The sequence below is a fragment of the Pseudomonas sp. Leaf434 genome (assembly GCF_001425545.1).
GTDB classification, from domain to species: Bacteria; Pseudomonadota; Gammaproteobacteria; order Pseudomonadales; family Pseudomonadaceae; genus Aquipseudomonas; species Aquipseudomonas siliginis.
Map to the genome: position 1 here is coordinate 1 of NZ_LMQZ01000008.1, position 16,699 is coordinate 16,699.

9 protein-coding genes and 1 pseudogene are annotated in these 16,699 nt (G+C 59.8%); 5 read left to right on the plus strand and 5 right to left on the minus strand.

Annotation, left to right across the window (positions count from 1 at the left end):
* From ASG55_RS14870 to ASG55_RS14880, 3 genes and pseudogenes are all read right to left on the minus strand, one after another.
* Nucleotides 1–1,174, minus strand: a pseudogene (locus ASG55_RS14870) (RHS repeat protein); the annotation flags it as partial.
* Nucleotides 1,171–5,652: a SpvB/TcaC N-terminal domain-containing protein gene (locus ASG55_RS14875; RefSeq protein ID WP_056787827.1), complete on the minus strand. Its 4,482-nt coding sequence runs from the start codon at nt 5,650–5,652 to the stop codon at nt 1,171–1,173. The pseudogene ASG55_RS14870 and the gene ASG55_RS14875, both read right to left, overlap by 4 nt.
* A 198-nt stretch (nt 5,653–5,850) precedes the next feature.
* Nucleotides 5,851–7,374, minus strand: a complete 1,524-nt coding sequence (locus tag ASG55_RS14880) for a fumarate hydratase (protein ID WP_016773454.1) — start codon at nt 7,372–7,374, stop codon at nt 5,851–5,853.
* 570 nt (nt 7,375–7,944) lie between these two features.
* Here ASG55_RS14880 and ASG55_RS14885 point away from each other — a divergent pair.
* Genes ASG55_RS14885 through ASG55_RS14895 form a run of 3 tightly spaced genes read left to right on the plus strand, consistent with a single transcriptional unit; the run spans nt 7,945 to nt 10,751 of the window.
* Nucleotides 7,945–9,051 carry a GGDEF domain-containing protein gene (locus ASG55_RS14885; protein ID WP_041479822.1) on the plus strand — a complete coding sequence of 369 codons (1,107 nt, stop codon included), beginning with the start codon at nt 7,945–7,947 and terminating at the stop codon, nt 9,049–9,051.
* Nucleotides 9,044–9,979, plus strand: a complete 936-nt coding sequence (locus ASG55_RS14890) for an iron-sulfur-binding ferredoxin reductase (protein ID WP_056787830.1) — start codon at nt 9,044–9,046, stop codon at nt 9,977–9,979. Before ASG55_RS14885 ends, ASG55_RS14890 begins: the two co-directional genes overlap by 8 nt.
* A 28-nt stretch (nt 9,980–10,007) precedes the next feature.
* Entirely contained in the window at nt 10,008–10,751 is a 744-nt protein-coding gene (locus tag ASG55_RS14895; RefSeq protein WP_056787833.1) for an enoyl-CoA hydratase-related protein, read from the plus strand.
* 170 nt (nt 10,752–10,921) lie between these two features.
* Here ASG55_RS14895 and pyk read toward each other — a convergent pair whose 3' ends face one another.
* The gene (gene pyk / locus ASG55_RS14900) at nt 10,922–12,373 is read right to left on the minus strand and encodes a pyruvate kinase (protein WP_024014116.1); all 1,452 of its coding nucleotides are present in this window, start codon (nt 12,371–12,373) and stop codon (nt 10,922–10,924) included.
* A 172-nt stretch (nt 12,374–12,545) separates the two neighbouring features.
* Between pyk and ASG55_RS14905 the strand changes: the two genes are divergently transcribed.
* Together ASG55_RS14905 and ASG55_RS14910 are read left to right on the plus strand one after the other, a co-directional pair.
* Complete coding sequence (locus ASG55_RS14905) at nt 12,546–12,932, plus strand: tetratricopeptide repeat protein (RefSeq protein ID WP_056787835.1); 387 nt, start codon at nt 12,546–12,548, stop codon at nt 12,930–12,932.
* 230 nt (nt 12,933–13,162) lie between these two features.
* Nucleotides 13,163–13,522: a PilZ domain-containing protein gene (locus ASG55_RS14910; protein WP_041479819.1), complete on the plus strand. Its 360-nt coding sequence runs from the start codon at nt 13,163–13,165 to the stop codon at nt 13,520–13,522.
* A 93-nt stretch (nt 13,523–13,615) separates the two neighbouring features.
* Here ASG55_RS14910 and ASG55_RS14915 read toward each other — a convergent pair whose 3' ends face one another.
* A complete protein-coding gene (locus ASG55_RS14915; RefSeq protein ID WP_056787839.1) occupies nt 13,616–13,993 on the minus strand; it encodes a DUF6124 family protein in 378 nt (125 codons plus the stop codon).
* Nucleotides 13,994–16,699: the final 2,706 nt, after the last annotated feature.

Below are 16,699 nucleotides of genomic sequence, written 5' to 3' on the forward strand. Positions count from 1 at the left end.
GCCAACGCACCCCGCGATTGCTTTTGTCGTCGATGCGCATCGTGCGGGTACGACTGTTGCCGTCGCGCTGATGACGCAACTCGGTCAGATTGCCGCCATCGTCGTAGCTATACGTCTGGGTGTAATTGAGGCGGTTTCGCTCGTCGGGCGGTCGCGGCAGGCCGGGAATGTCCGGGGGCAGGGCGTCGTCATGACCGGTCGCACGGATCAGGCGATACAGGGAGTCGTAGTCGAATTCACGGTGGCCGTCGACCCGTTGATTGGCGAACCAGGTGGGCTCGAAGGCGTGGTCTTCGATGCGGATGATATTGCCGACGCGATCGTAGAAATATTGCAGATCCTGCAATGCGGGTTGGCCGGGCTTATGACTGATCTGCTTGCGCAAGCGTCCGTCGGCTGGATCGTAGGTCCATTCGCTGAGCACACCGTTGCCGTCCTCTTGCTCGATGAGCTGGCCATTAGCGTTGTAGTGCGCATCCTCCAGGACTTGCGTGATGTTTGCCTTCACTTGCAAGTGCATTTGCCTGAGCTGCCCGGCAAGACCATAGCGCGAGGTTCTGCGATGGCCGCCGGCGTCGGTCTGTTCAAGCACGGCGCCAAGCGGACTGAACACCTGATGGCTGGTGAACGCTTGGTGATCATCAAATGTGCGCTTTTCCACCAGTGTCTGTCCGGTGAGGGCATAGCTGGTGATATCCAGCGAGCCTGACGGATCTGTCTGCTGGATCAACCGGCCGCGCAGGTTGGAGTCTGCTCCGGCGGAGCCGGAGGCGTAAGTGAAGGTATTGAGCTGATTTTCGCCGTTTCCCGACACTTCGAGCTGCACCACGCGCAATTGCCCGTCAAAGGTCGATTGCCAGACATGGCCGCGCGCGTCCCATTGCTGCCGAGGCTCCCCGGCCGGCCCCGGCAGCAGCAAACGCCAGCCGCTATCGACACTGTCGGTGAACACCGCATCGCCATTGATGGAATAAACAGTGGTGGTGTTTGCAATGGGCAGGCGCGGATCCTGTTGCGCGACCGGACGTCCGGCCACATCGTGTTCCTGAAACGTCACAACAGCGCTGACCGCGTCCTCTGCCACGGTACGCAAATAAGCGACCTGACGGACTGGCAGGCCACGTCCGTCGCTGGCTGTCAGCGAAGGCGTGCGCCAATGTGTGGAGGCGCTCATGCGCCTGACCCTCGCGTAGACACCACCTCTTCAGCGGTGTCGTTGAAGTCTTCGCTGGTGTGATACCAGGGATGATACGTCTCGCGGGAAAAGTCGCCCTTGGCGTTGATCAGCTTGATCGGACGTCCCGTTGCGTCATAGAACAGCTGATCGAAGAGCCCGAGTTGGCGCAGCGATTGATCATTGACGTAGCGGTGCGTGTTAGCGAAAAACGGCCGGTATTGGCGCTGTGCGAGACCCTTGTTGTTGTATTCGACGCGTTCGCTGATACGCCAGCGTGTCTGCGTCGGTTGCTCACCTTCTTCGATCAGCAATTGACCATCCTCACCCACCACATAAGCCAGCCCGGGGTCGACCTTCTGCTGGGTTTGCAGTACCCGACCAAAGCCATCGACGCAGGTTTTGACAATCTGGATCTGTGCCTTGACGGTGTCATAGGGATAGCGGTCGGCACTGAGCACCACGGTGTGTACCGGCTCTCGGTACGCCAGTTCAATTGCCTCGAGCAATTGCTGGTCTTCAGGCGTCAGGACGTGATTTTGCGCAAGCCGGCGTCTTGCGCTGGCGCGGATCTGCCCGCCGGGCAACAGATCGTCCTGCTTGATTGACAGGGTTTGAAGCGTGGAGGCGGGTATCAGGCCCATCCAGCTGAACAGGTTTTTGTGCAGGGTGCTGGCTGCGTTTTTTACAGTGTCCTCCGGATACTGGATGGCCTGTTCCGGACTGGGGGCCGGCAAGGTCCAGTCATCGGTCAGCTTGTCGAATCCGGCAGGTTGGCCATTCTCGGTACCGTGAAAGCTGATGACCAGCGGCTGACCGGAAGGCTCATGGATGACTTCTTCAGTGTTGTCGTTGGCGTCGGTGATTCGCTTGGGTTTCAGGGCGTGGTAATCGAATTCCGCGACCTGCACGGCACAACCGTCGGGCAACTCCATGCGCATGACCGTCAGCCAGTGTTGATCGTATTCGGCTTTGGTCACGCCATGGCTTGGCGTTTCGTTGAAATCGAGCACTTTATAGAACGCTTGCAAGTCGCCGTACCGAGCCAGATTGAACCGCGATGACCAAAGGTTTTGTTCCTCGCTCGGCGGCGTTTCGAACAGCATCGGCATGGGCGAGTAACCAATTGCCTTGAGGGCCTCGCGAATGTTCAGATCCGGCACAATGCTGTAAGCCTCCAGCGCGGTCTTGTCCAGCAGGGCAAGCTCCAGAGAATGCGACAGGGCTTCGAATCCGGCGACGCCGTCCTCCAGTTCAATACCCTCTACGTCCACATAGTGCTGTATGGATTGGGAAGTCAGTACCCGTTCGATGGCCCATTCTTGCGAATCCTGCAGCTTTCTCAACGATTCGAAAGATATCTGTGCCGGGTTCAGCTCGCCGGGTAGCGTACCTTTGGTCAATTTCAGCGCGTCGCCCCGTTCCTGATAGGGCAAGCCCAGTCGCCATTGCTGCGGCTCTGGCAGATTGATCAGACGCGCACGGGTCTCACTGATGTAAAAGTATTGCTGCGCCTCGTCGTGAGCGTCGGACCACCATTGATTCAGGTGGTCCTCGGTGAAGGGTGGCGGGCTCTGGGCGGTCAACCTGCGCGCATAGCTCACCGTCAGTGCATGGGTCGCGGCGCCATAAGCGTCCCAGCGCAGGCTGACATCGTGGCGGCACAGCGGGTCATTGATAAAGCCGTCGTACTGATAACTGATTGCTTCAACCTGAAGGGGCAGCAGAACGGCTGCGGCATATGGCCCCTGGGGCCGCACCTCGCGCACCAGATAACGCTTTTCCTCTACCGAGTACAGCTTGGCAGCGCCAGGTACCTGCGAATCTTCCTGGTAGGCAAGGGTCTCCGTTCGGGCGACCGAGCCGACCAGTGCCTGCGCAATCCGGTAGCGACTGTCGGCATCTTCCGGGGTGACAGGCTCATCGATTTCACCTTTGGGGTGATAACGACTGAACAGGGTTTCGCCCAACGGGCAGGCGTCCACGTCCGCGTTGAAATAATCCTCGCGGGAACGATTCATTTCCTGCCCGTTGTGAAACCAGGTGCATGTTTGCACCGGCTCGTTGAAGCCAGGCTCTGAAGGATCGGCTCCAATCTCGCAGTCAAGTTGCTGCAAATAGCCGAACCCGCGAAATTCCCGTTCCCTGCCGTCGTAGAACCCTTCGCGCCAGGTGAATGACTGGGTCAACCGGTTGTCGGTGATCTCGTCGTGTTGCTCCTGTTTCTTCACCACGGCCAGCGGAAACGGCAGATGACATACCGGTGCACGCGCAAGTGCCAGCAGCCGCTCCTTTTCATCCAGCCATTCCTGAGCCGAACTGCGATAAGTCACGCTGCTGGAGTAACCCATGTTGTTGTTGCTGTTGACCAGCAGATAGGGCTTGGCTGCAACAAAATCGTAGCGCCAATGCCGAGGCTGGATATGCGGCACCGTCAGAATCAGGCTGGCGCAACCGAGGCCTTGCAGGTCGGCGAAACTGACCTGGCACAAGCGGTCATAGCGCACTTCTTCGGGCCACGGCACGCTGACGGGAATCTGCTCCAGACCGTTGCCGCCCCGGTTCAGGTAAATGTCGAACCCTTCGGATCGCAGATAGATCAGCGCGGGCGCGCCGGAGCCATCGAGGTCGGCCAGGCGCACTCGTGCGGCGTCGAATTCGTCGTAGGTGAAGGGCAGGGCACTGATCTTGCGACCTTGACCGAATTTGCCATGACCAAGATTCGGCCAGCAGCGGACTTCGTCATGGCGGATGCGACACAGTTCGGGCATGTCGCTGCCGAGCAGATTGCCCAGAAGCACCAGTTCGGTTCGCGAGTTACTGAACACCGGCAGACGGTCGTCTTCGTATGCATGGGGGATTTCCTGTGCGGCGGCGAAGCCTTTTTCGCGCAGGCTGGCATAGAGCCGCACACGGTCGTGGCTGATGCTGGCCGCTGACATCAGGCCGTCGCCGCTGAAATCCCCCATGGTCAAAGTCAGATCCTGGTGTTCCCGGGGAAACGTGTCGAACGCGCTGAACAATTCGAATTGTCGCTGCGCATTCAGCGCATGGAACCCGCAGTAACCCAACCGGGCGATGATCAGGTCCAGGCGCCCATCGCCGGTCAGATCCAGCAGTTGCGCCACGGCGCGGTTACGATCTGCCACCGGGATCTTGTCCAGCAGAGCCCATGGGCCGTAACCGATCAGTTCGGTACCAGGCGCCGCGCGCAGCGGCTCGCGGTAGTACCAGGCGTTGTCATAGCGGCAGAGAAAACCCGGCACGCCCTCGCCATACAGATCGACACATTGGTAGAACCCGCCGTCTTCGATGCCCGGTTGAGTTTCGTTTTCCAACAGGCGTGCAGGTGTCTTGTTGATCTCGAAGGGCGAGTATTCGAACTCTAGCGGCGGTGAATGCTCGACATTGCCTTGCGCATCGAAGGCCTGATAGTGCGCCGCGCTGATCTGGCTGTAGGCCCACGGCGTAGAGTTCTGGATAGGTCGATATTCCAGCAGCAGGCGACGGGCAAGTTTCGCCTCTGTCGCCAGGCCCTCGGGGAAGTGATGAAACATCAACACCTGCTGGCACAGCCTGCGGGTGCTCAGCTCAAAACCCTGGCCATAGGTGGAAAACGGATCCGGTCGCAGCCGCCAGCGGTTCACTTCTTCGTAGCTCGGGGTCTCCGTCAGCGAACTGCTGCGTTCGCCGTAATCGAACACCAGTTGAAAATGCCAAGGCAAATCCGTCGGCCGGTCGGTGTCCCAGCTATAGAGACGGTCGCTCGCCGTGGCATTGCCATAACACACCCGGCGCAGATAACGCTGGGCGCGGTAGTCGTGAATCGGGTCGTGCTCGTCAGGCTGATCGTCGGGCTTGTACTCGTAGCAGATGTGTTCGCCATGGGCGTTCATGCTTTCACACAGCAGCCAGCTACTGATGCGCGATTCGTCGTCGGGGTCGGCACGGCGTGAGGCGCTGGTTTTGCCGTAGACATGCAACGTGCCGTCGGCACCGTGGACCAGCCAGAAGGGGGCTCCACCGTCAGCCGGATGCCAGCATTCGCGCAGGGAAAAATCGCTTTCGATCCGCGTCCGGTAAGACACGACGTTGTGTTCGGGAATGGGGCGGTCTCTGTAGCTGTGTTCCGTGCGTGACTTCAAGTCTCCGGCATCATCGAGCTCCGGCATCCACACCTCGCCGTCATGCCCGATGATTTCATCGTGCTCGGTATAACGTGGAACACCTTTGTTGGTGCGGCGACTGATCTGGCTCAGGCCCAGGTGGCAACCAAGGCCAAACGGACCGTTACCGCTCTGGCTGTTGATTGCCAAGGGTATTTGCGGGTCGTAGCCACGACCGCTCGATAGCGGGATCAGCAATTCGCATCCAGCCGAGGCGGTCGGCCCGACGGCGCTCCAGCTTTTGCCGATGGTGGCGATCGATGAGCTCTTGGCGATGGAAGGAGCTGTGATGCTGAGGTCTTGATCGGCCATGGTCGAATCCGTTCGCGCTACATAGGGCGTATGGACAGACGCTAACAGGAGTGGGCCAGAGATGGACCTGTCAGATCTGACAGGTGCGCAAGATCATTTTCTGTGCATGGGAAATTCTGTTATCGCGATTGGTTTGAACAAGCAAAAACGGCCGGGGCATCTTTGCGGATGCGCCGGCCGTTTTCATACGCCTGAGGCTTACTGCACTTCTACCGCCAGGCTTTCGCTGATCTTCTGTTGCCAGATCGCCGGGCCAGTGATGTGTACCGACTCACCTTTGCTGTCCACCGCTACGGTGACCGGCATGTCCTTGACCTCGAACTCGTAGATCGCTTCCATGCCCAGCTCGGCAAATGCCAGCACCTTGGACTTCTTGATCGCTTGCGCAACCAGGTACGCAGCGCCGCCGACTGCCATCAGGTACACAGCCTTGTTGTCCTTGATCGCGTCGATCGCGGTCGGGCCGCGCTCGGACTTGCCGATCATGCCCAGCAGGCCGGTCTGCTCGAGGATCTGGCGGGTGAACTTGTCCATCCGCGTTGCGGTGGTAGGACCCGCCGGGCCAACCACTTCGTCACCGACCGGATCAACCGGGCCGACGTAATAGATGAAACGACCTTTCAGATCCACCGGCAGGGTTTCACCCTTGTTCAGCATCTCGACCATGCGCTTGTGCGCGGCGTCGCGACCGGTGAGCATCTTGCCGTTGAGCAGCACGGTTTCGCCCGGCTTCCAGCTCTGCACGTCTTCCGGGGTCAGGGTGTCGAGGTTGACACGACGCGCCGACGGGCCGGCTTCCCAGACGATTTCCGGGTAGGCGTCCAGCGGTGGCGCCTCCAGCGAGGCCGGGCCGGAACCGTCGAGCACGAAGTGTGCGTGACGGGTGGCGGCGCAGTTGGGGATCATGCACACCGGCAAGGATGCGGCGTGGGTCGGGTAATCCATGATCTTCACGTCGAGCACGGTGGTCAGGCCACCGAGGCCCTGGGCGCCGATGCCCAACTGGTTGACCTTCTCGAACAGCTCCAGACGCATTTCTTCGATGCGGTTCTGCGGGCCACGGGCCTTGAGCTCGTGAATGTCGATGGATTCCATCAACACTTCCTTGGCCATCACCGCGGCTTTCTCGGCGGTGCCGCCGATGCCGATGCCGAGCATGCCCGGCGGGCACCAGCCGGCGCCCATGGTCGGCACGGTTTTCAATACCCAGTCGACGATCGAGTCGGACGGGTTGAGCATGGCCATTTTCGACTTGTTCTCGGAACCGCCGCCCTTGGCCGCCACGTCCACTTCCACGGTGTTACCCGGGACGATGGAGTAGTGGATCACCGCCGGGGTGTTGTCCTTGGTGTTCTTGCGAGCGCCTGCCGGGTCGGCAAGGATCGAGGCACGCAGGACGTTTTCCGGCAGGTTGTAGGCGCGACGCACGCCTTCGTTGATCATGTCGTCCAGGCCCATGGTGGCGCCATCCCAGCGCACGTCCATGCCGACACGGACGAACACGGTGACGATACCGGTGTCCTGGCAGATCGGGCGATGGCCGGTGGCGCACATGCGCGAGTTGATCAGGATCTGCGCCATCGAATCACGGGCCGCTGGCGACTCTTCGCGCAGGTAGGCTTCGTGCATCGCCTGGATGAAATCCACGGGGTGGTAATAGGAAATGAACTGCAGGGCGTCGGCAACGCTCTGAATCAGGTCATCTTGCTTGATCACGGTCATGAGTCGCGCTCCTCTGAAACACGGGAACATTCTATGGGGCAGCTTGAGGCTTTCGGCTCACAGCTGATCCTCTGGCACGCCGGGGCTGCTGGCGCGACGCTAAAAAGGCGCGGCAGTATACCGCGCCTCGGTGGGGCGTACACGCGCCGGCAGTCATTCGTTGGTCGCATGGGTGGGCGAATATCGGACAGCGGGTTTGCACTTCAGGATCGCCCCCCTCACCCCAGCCCTCTCCCCCAGATGGGGCGAGGGGGAAAGGGAGCCGATCTTCATCTTGTTCAAAAACTAAGTCCGGCTCAGGAAAATGAAGCTGTTTTGTGCCGTTTCCAGACTCGAGTTCGGCGCGATGTTTGAAGTCGGTGTAACTCGGATAAACAACCCGGTCAGTCCCCTCTCCCTCTGGGAGAGGGCTAGGGTGAGGGGCTTTTGGCGGTGTCAGTGGGCCACACTTTTGACGTCAATTTTCGAGCCCGAAAATCGGTGGTCATTTAGCGACCGGGCCTCTAAAGTGGCATCCGGTCTGTAGAGTAGGACACTCGGTCAGCCTCCTATCGCACGGTGAGTCAACGATTGACCCATAACGCCATTCAACGCCTTTTGCTCAAACGCTTCGCCCTCGCTGCGGCCACCTACGGATTGGCTCTGCTGCTGCTGTGGCTGGCGTTTTTCACCGGGCATTACCAGCAATCGCTCAGTGGCGTGGCCATCGGCAGCGCGCTGGTGGTGATCAGTCAGGCGAGCCTTTTCGCCATGTTCTGGAGCGGGCGCAACCAGCGCTTCGCCGACCCCAGCCTGACCGAAGCGCAAGTGCTGATGGGTCTGGGCTGGCAGACGTGGCTGATCGCCCATGTCGACGAGGCGCGCGGTGCGTTTCTGGTGTTCTATGTGCTGATTCTGCTGTTTGGCCTGTTCCATCTCACCCGACGGGTGTTCATCCGCTGTGCGCTGTTGGTGTTCTTCAGTTTTTCCGCGATTACCCTGTGGGATGCCTACCACTTCCGCTTGGCCGAGCCTGCGCTCGCAGCGTTGCAGGTGTGCATTCTGGCGATGGTCTTGGCGTGGCTCGTGCTTTACGCACGTTTTGTCCAGGTTTCCCGACAACGTCAGCGCCAGCGTCGGTTTGCCTTGCAGGCGCATCAGGACACCCTGCGCGGGATGATGCGCCAGCTTGAAGATCTGGTCGCCACCGACGAACTGACCGGGCTGTTCAATCGCCGGCATTTCCTGCGCATCGCCTCGCGCGAGCTGAACGCGCTGGACAGCGACGTGATGCATGGGCTGGCGCTGATCGATCTGGACCACTTCAAGCGCATCAACGACCTGCACGGCCACGCCGCCGGCGATCAGGTATTGCAGGCGTTTGCCGGGGTGGCGCAAGCCTGTCTGCGCGACGGTGACGTGCTGGCGCGTTATGGTGGCGAGGAATTCGTCGTGCTGGTGCCCGACTGTGATGCCGAACGCCTGACCGCGTGTTGCGAACGTTTGCGCATCGCCTTCAGTGAGGTGGAATTAATGGGCCTGCAAGTGCGCAACCTGAGCCTGTCGGCGGGCATGACCCTGCTGTCCGTTGGCGATGATCTGGATGAGGCGTTGCAGCGTGCCGATCAGGCGCTGTATCGGGCCAAGCGTGACGGGCGCAATCGTTGTGCCGCCGCGTGGGAGAACATTGATGCCTGAATTGCGCGTCGGTGATCGGCAGTGGACGGTTGAGGCGGGCAGCAACCTGCTCGACAGTCTCAATCAGAACGGCGTTGCCGTGCCCTACAGCTGTCGCGCCGGCAGTTGCCATGCCTGTCTGGTGCAATGCATCCAGGGCCTGCCCGCCGACAATCGTCCGGATGCCTTGAGTGCCGAGCAACGTCAGGACGGTTGGCGCCTGGCTTGTCAGTGTCAGGTGGTCGAAGACTTGCAGGTACACACTTTCGACCCGATCAGCGACGGCCGCCCGGCCGTGGTCGAAGCGCTGGACTGGCTCAGCGACAGCGTTCTGCGCCTGCGCCTGACCCCGCAGCGGCCATTGCGCTACAGCGCCGGCCAGCATCTGGTGCTGTGGATCGGCCACATCGCCCGACCGTACTCGCTGGCGAGCCTGCCGCAAGAAGACCGCTTTCTCGAGTTCCACCTGGATTGCCGCCAGCCCGGCGAATTCATCGATGCCGCACGCAAGCTGCAGATCGGCGACTCGATCCGCCTTGGCGAACTGCGCGGCGGTGCCTTGCATTACGATCCGGACTGGCACGCCCGGCCGCTGTGGCTGCTGGCTGCCGGCACTGGTTTGGGGCCGTTGTTCGGGGTGCTGCGTGAGGCCTTGCGTGAGGATCACCAAGGCGCCATTCGCGTCATTCACCTGGCCCATGACGAACGCGAGCACTACCTGGCCAAACCCCTTGCCGCACTGGCCGCGCAGCGGGAAAACCTCAGTGTCGAGCTGTGGGCAGCGGCCGACTCGGCCGCCGCTTTGGCACAACTGCGCCTTGTTTCCCGGCAGACCCTGGCCTTAGTCTGCGGCTCGACGGCCAGTGTCGACGCGTTCGCCAAGCGTCTGTATCTGGCCGGATTGCCGCGCAATCAACTGCTGGCCGACGTGTTTGTGAGCCGTGGTTGAGCGCTGATTTTCAGACGCGAGACACGCCATGACCGAAGCCATCCTGCTGGAACGCGAACGCGGTTTGCTGACCCTGCGCCTCAACCGCCCGGACAAGAAAAACGCCCTGACCCGCGCCATGTACAGCCGCCTCGCCGAAGCACTGAAACAGGCCGACAGCGACCCCGAAATCAATGCCGTACTGATCAGCGGCAGCGCCGAGTGCTTCACCGCCGGCAATGACATCGCCGACTTCATCGAACAACCGCCGAGCGACCTCGACAGCCCGGTGTTTCACTTCATGCTCAATCTGCTCGAATGCCGCAAACCGGTGATCGCCGCCGTGGCCGGTGCTGCGGTGGGTATCGGCACGACCCTGCTGCTGCATTGCGATCTGGTCTATGTCAGCCGCGACGCCCGGCTGCGCATGCCGTTCGTCAACCTCGGATTGTGCCCGGAATTCGGCTCCAGCCTGATCCTGCCGCGTTTGCTCGGGCAAGCGAAAGCGGCTGAGTTGTTATTGCTCGGCGAAGGCTTTAGCGGCGCACAGGCTGCGCAATGGGGAATTGCCACAGACGCGCTGGACAGTGGCGCGGCTGCGTTGAGCAAGGCCCGGGAAATGGCGCTGCGGTTTGATGAGCTGCCGGCCGAAGCGGTGCACATCAGCAAGCAACTGATGCGAGCGCCCGATCGCGAGCTGCTGCGCAAAGTGATCGAGGAGGAGGGCGCATTGTTTACCCAGCGGCTGCGTTCGCCAGAGGCGGTGGCGGCGTTGAGCGGGTTCTTTCGCTGAGTGTCAAGACGCCTTCGCGAGCAGGCTCGCTCCCACAGGAGATTGCATTTCAAGTGTGAGAGCGAGCCTGCTCGCGAAAGGGCCTTACCAGACAAAATATCTGTTGAATCATAAGCAAAAAAGCCCCGCCATTCACATGGCGGGGCTTTTGCGTTTCAGCTGCCGGTCACTCAGACCTGCGGATCACCGACATGCAGGATCTTCATGCCATTGGTGCCGCCAGTGGTGTGGTAGCTGTCGCCCTTGGTCAGGATGACCCAGTCGCCTTTTTCCACAACGCCGCGCTTGGTCAGCTCGTCGATGGCTTTCTGGCTGACTTCGTGCGGTTCCAGCGAGGCCGGGTCGAACGGGATGGTGTAGACACCACGGAACATTGCTGCGCGGGCCTGGGCTTCGCGGTGCGGGGTGAACGCGTAGATCGGCACCGAGGAGCGGATCCGCGACATGATCAGCGGGGTGAAGCCGCTTTCAGTAAGCGCGATGATCGCTTTGACGCCCGGGAAGTGGTTGGCGGTGTACATGGTCGCCAGCGCGATGCTCTCGTCGCAGCGGCTGAATTCCTTGCCGATGCGGTGGCTGGAGGTCTTGCCGGTCGGGTGTTTCTCGGCGCCGACGCAGATGCGCGCCATCGCCTGCACGGCTTCCAGCGGGTAGAGACCAGCGGCGGATTCGGCCGAGAGCATCACGGCGTCGGTGTAGTCGAGCACGGCGTTGGCCACGTCGGATACTTCGGCGCGGGTCGGCATCGGGTTCTGGATCATCGACTCCATCATCTGCGTCGCGACGATCACGGCCTTGTTGTGGCGACGTGCGTGCAGAATGATTTTCTTCTGAATGCCCACCAGTTCGGCATCGCCGATTTCCACACCGAGGTCGCCACGGGCAACCATCACCGCGTCGGAGGCCTTGATCAGGCCGTCGAGGGTTTCGTCGTCGGCCACGGCTTCGGCGCGTTCGATCTTCGCCACCAGCCAGGCAGTGCCGCCGGCCTCGTCACGCAGTTGACGGGCGTATTCCATGTCGGCGGCGTCGCGCGGGAAGGATACGGCGAGGTAGTCGACTTCCATTTCGGCGGCGAGCTTGATGTCGGCCTTGTCTTTTTCAGTCAGGGCCGGCGCGGTCAGACCGCCACCGCGACGGTTGATGCCTTTGTGGTCGGACAGCGGGCCGCCGATGGTCACCACGCAATGCAGTTCAGTGGCGGTGGCGGTTTCAACGCGCATCACCACACGGCCGTCGTCGAGCAGCAGCTCGTCGCCCACGCCGCAGTCCTTGACCAGATCCGGGTAGTCGATGCCGACCACCTGCTGGTTGCCTTCGGTCAACGGATGGCTGGTGGAGAAGGTGAACTTGTCACCGATCTTCAGCTCGATCTTCTTGTTGGCGAATTTGGCGATACGGATTTTCGGGCCTTGCAGGTCACCGAGCAGGGCGACAAAGCGGCCGTGCTTGGCAGCGAGGTCACGCACCAGCTTCGCGCGAGCCTTGTGCTCGTCGGGGGTGCCGTGGGAGAAGTTCAGACGGGCGACGTCCAGACCAGCCAGAATCAGCTGTTCGAGAACTTCCGGCGAGTTACTGGCCGGGCCAAGGGTAGCGACGATTTTGGTACGACGGACGGACATGCAAAGACTCCTGAGTTCAAGCGCAGGCAGAGGCTACTATGCTCGAAGGGTGTAGTCATTGTTCGAATGCACTACTTATCGTTTTCTTTATTGAACGCGGCAACTTTGCGACCAGCGCGTCTGAAGTTTTCCGACCTGGGGTCGATACAGAGCACAAGACAGGAGAACCCCCATGCGATTGTTGCCCATTGCCGCCCTTTCCCTCAGCGTCCTCGCCGCGACGGGCTGCACCCGTTGGTCGATGAACCACCATTTGAACAACGCCTACAGCGCCTATGAACGCGGCAATTGCGAGCAGGTCATGCTCGAACTGTCCAAGGTCGAACGCGCCAGCCGCGCCCGCCCGTACGTGTGGCCGGAAGTGTCGATGATGCGCGGTCAGTGCCTGGAACGACAGAAGCTCTACATCGACGCGGTGCAGACCTACCAGTTCATCATCGCTTCGTACCCCAACAGTGAATACGCCTACCGCGCCCGCGCGCGTCTGGAAACGTTGCAGAGCCTGGGCCATTACCCGACACGCAGCGCCGCTGCGGTGGTTCGGCCGACGCGCTTCTGACGCGGTTTTCGTACAAAATCTGGCCGTCTGTACAAGCTCCGCTATAGTCAAGGAAACCGTTTCGAGCCGTGTCTCGATAACGGCGCAACACCTGCGACTGGCAGTTACAAGGTGACGGCGATTGTCGCGACCGTCACACCGGAAGCGGGGAGAGCGGGCCTGTCGCACAGGTTCGTTCCGAAGCACAGGTGCGGCTCCGTGACGGAGCCCTGCATGGCGAACAGCACATCATGTTTACCGACCGCCGGATCGAACGGCATCAATTGCCGTATTACCTCAGAGTGTTCAACAGCGTCACCGACAAACCCGTCGGCTTTCTCGGCAATGTGTCTACGGACGGGCTGATGCTGATCAGCCAGTTGCCGATGATGATCGGGGTGGATTTTCAGTTACGCCTCAAGGTCCCCGCCCGCGATGGCAGCCAGCAAGTCATCGATTTCAGCGCCTGTTGCGTGTGGTGCCATGAAGACGCCACGCCGCTGCATTACGACGCCGGTTTCATCCTGCGCCGCGCTCCCCCGGAGTTCGGCCAACTGGTGCTGGCGCTGAAGCAGTATTTCAGTTTTCAGCCGTTGCCCGCTTCTGCCTGAACAGCAAAAGATCGCAGCCTTCGGCAGCTCCTACAGGGGGAGCGCATTCCAAATGTAGGAGCTGCCGAAGGCTGCGATCTTTTGATTTTTACGTCACGCCACCGCGATCGCCCGCTCCTGATCCAGCGCCTTTTCCGCCAGCAATAGGCCCATCTCGCTCAACTGATAGATCGCCATCGCCAGATGTCGCGGCTTGTCCTCGAGGCTGTCCGCCAGGTCGAGCAGCAGAATGCTGACCGAAGAAAAGGTTTCGTAGGTTTGAATGGCCATCGCTTCGGGGTTGATGTCGGGCGCGACCATGAACATCTGCATGCCGCGATCGACGGAATTGCACGACGGCGCAGATGCGGGTTTTTTCAGGTAGTGATCGAGGGCTTTTTCAGCGGCCTCGTGGAGTCTGGTGGAATCGGGGGAGGCGTAGGGGGAGGTCGAGTCTTCGGTTTCAGGGGGATTGGGTGTTGGTTTGATCATGGTGATAACCCTTGGTTGGGGCCTACACCCCTCGCGACTAAACGAAAGGGTGGCGGCTGGACGCAGGTTAGTCGACCGGGGGTATCACCAAAAACCGGCGCGCCGAAGCGCCCTGCGTACAGCCACCATCGAGTGCGGGGATAGGGATTACCCGACTGGATGACGCTTATACACCTTGATGACAAACCCCCGGGCGACTAAACCCGACCACTGATTGGCAGCGGCACGGATCACGTTACGGGGCAGCTTCAAAGCGCACAAGCCGGCGGATTCTGAGTGATGTGTAGGCAACGGCGCAAGCCGATGTAGCCGCGTGTTAATGACTGAAGGACGTCTGCATGTTGCAGCGTGGGAATAGTTACCGCTGATCGGGACTGTCAGGTTTTACAGGTGTCATTTCGTGCTTACGGTTCTTCAATGAGGCACCCAGGTACCGACGGTATAAGGAAGCTCGATCATGTCCGACCATGAGAACCCAGGCTCCAATCCTCCAGAAGATGGCCCGTTTCCTGAGGACCATCGCCCTTCCCAAAAATCCGATGATCCGATTTCCGAAGAGCCGGGAATCCTGGTCGCGGATTTGGAGTATGAGGCCGGCTCCGAGTCACTGTTAGTAGATACCACGATGGACTTCAAGTTTCGTATACCGGTAAACGATGGCCGTTATCACAACGTTCATCTGGATTTTCACGGAGCCGATAATTACTACCGACGTATCACTGAAAGTGCATGGTTGGGGGGCGTCTGGCACAGTATTCGAGTCGAAGACCTTCCCGAGAGTGACCTGCAAGTCAGAGTTGATGGAAGATGGGATTACATTGATCAATGGTCAAGGTGGACACCGCGGACTTTGCTGGTCAGAAAGGCTGCTCGCATTGCCAGCAATCGTACTGTGACTACAACGGTTCCAGGCCTCGCCGGTAAAGGCAGCAAAATCACGCTTGTGCGTCCCAATTCAGGCACTGTACTGAGCACAACGGCCATTACCAATGGCTACGGAAATTGGACTGTCACGCTCCTTGATAATGTCCCTCAGGGTTTACAGGATTTCATTATCCGTGAGGAGTATGGAAATACGCAGGGGCGCTACGCGGGGAAAGCGTCACTGACCGTACTCAAGCCTGTAACGCTCAGTCCGTTGCCGCAGGTTATAAGTACACAAACGCCGCAATTTGCGGGTACAGGCGGTCTGCACCAAGAGTTGACAAGAGTGGATGTTTACATCAAAGACACATCGATCAAAGTATTGGCCTACGCAAAGATCGAAATTGATGGGTCATGGGGTGGTACCAGCACTTATAAGTTTGCGTTCGGCAAAAATTATTCTCTAGTCGCCAGTCAAAGATACGATGGCGCAACATCTGTGCCGTCAGTCCAACGAAATTTTTATGTCATTGACCCCCCCCGAATAACGTCTCCTGGATTGACGCAGACGGTGGACATGACATCGACGTTCACAGGCACTGTCGTCGCCGGGATCTCCAGTGCTGTTGCTGTGCGTTCGGAAAACACCCAAGCTCAAATCAGCACCCCAACCGATGCCGCCACAGGCGCATGGTCTGCATCTTTCACGCTGACACCTGGTCCGCATTCAATTGTCGGCACGCATACCTATTTGGGAACGACATCACTGACCAGCCAACCCTTCGGCATACGAGTACGCACGGGCAAGCCGACGGTCACATATACGCAAGCCAATGAAACGATCACATTTTCCGGCACCGGACATTTCGACGAGAAGCTCAGAACCGAAATCGAGTTCACTATCCTCGAAAGTCCAGCCGACCCAATGCCGGTCGCGCCTCCAAATGCACAAGTACAGCGCAACGGCACTTGGAGCACCACCGTAACGGGCTGGAAATTTGGCACCTATAAAATCAACGCCGTCCAGAAGATCAGAGACAACGCCAGCGGCTGGATCGACTCGCTGCCGCTGACCTTCGAAGTAAAGAATGTCCTCCCCGATGTCAGTGATGTGCAATTCACCAACGACTACCAACCGACCTTCAGCGGCAAAGGCTTCAACGGCGCCACGGTGAATCCACGCAGGCCCAATAGCGGAGATCTCGAAGCGCCAGCAGTGGAGGTTGCTGGCGGGCGGTGGTCTACCAAGGCTTCAACGGTCTGGGGACCCTCGTTTGAGCGTCAGGTCCACATCAAGCAATATCTCGACGGGCACCAGTCGCCAAACTGGTTTGTCCTCAAAGTCACCATCCCGCCGCAGGCCCCTGGCTTGAACGAGCCTGAAGATGACGGACTTTCGCCCAGGTTCGGCGGCACGTGCTGGCCGGGTGCAACCGTGAACATTGAGTACAGCGACGAAACCGGCATTGTGCACAAGGGCATCGTCAGTGCTGGCACGTGGCAGTTCAGGCGCGACAAAGAATTTGCCCTGGATATCACACATACCGTCACGGTGACCCAGGTCGCCGCGCAGCAAACTTCGCAGCCGACGTCCACGACATTCATTGTCAGGAGAGCGATGGTTACGCCAGTGATTACCCAGCCGCCGAACGGCTCGGAAGTCGGTCGTGCTGTAACGGTCGAGGGCACGATGGGTATGGTGGGCGCCACTTTGCAACTGCGCGACAAGCAGTTTGATCGTCCCTTGGGCGATCCGAAAATATTGAGCCAGGATGGCGACTGGTCGATTGNATGGGTATGGTGGGCGCCACTTTGCAACTGCGCGACAAGCAGTTTGATCGT

Coding starts and splice junctions, on each gene's coding strand:
- ASG55_RS14880 (WP_016773454.1), bottom strand. CDS start 7,374: ATGACCGTGATCAAGCAAGATGACCTGATTCAGAGCGTTGCCGACGCC.
- ASG55_RS14910 (WP_041479819.1), top strand. CDS start 13,163: ATGTTTACCGACCGCCGGATCGAACGGCATCAATTGCCGTATTACCTC.
- ASG55_RS14905 (WP_056787835.1), top strand. CDS start 12,546: ATGCGATTGTTGCCCATTGCCGCCCTTTCCCTCAGCGTCCTCGCCGCG.
- ASG55_RS14895 (WP_056787833.1), top strand. CDS start 10,008: ATGACCGAAGCCATCCTGCTGGAACGCGAACGCGGTTTGCTGACCCTG.
- ASG55_RS14890 (WP_056787830.1), top strand. CDS start 9,044: ATGCCTGAATTGCGCGTCGGTGATCGGCAGTGGACGGTTGAGGCGGGC.
- ASG55_RS14875 (WP_056787827.1), bottom strand. CDS start 5,652: ATGGCCGATCAAGACCTCAGCATCACAGCTCCTTCCATCGCCAAGAGC.
- pyk (WP_024014116.1), bottom strand. CDS start 12,373: ATGTCCGTCCGTCGTACCAAAATCGTCGCTACCCTTGGCCCGGCCAGT.
- ASG55_RS14915 (WP_056787839.1), bottom strand. CDS start 13,993: ATGATCAAACCAACACCCAATCCCCCTGAAACCGAAGACTCGACCTCC.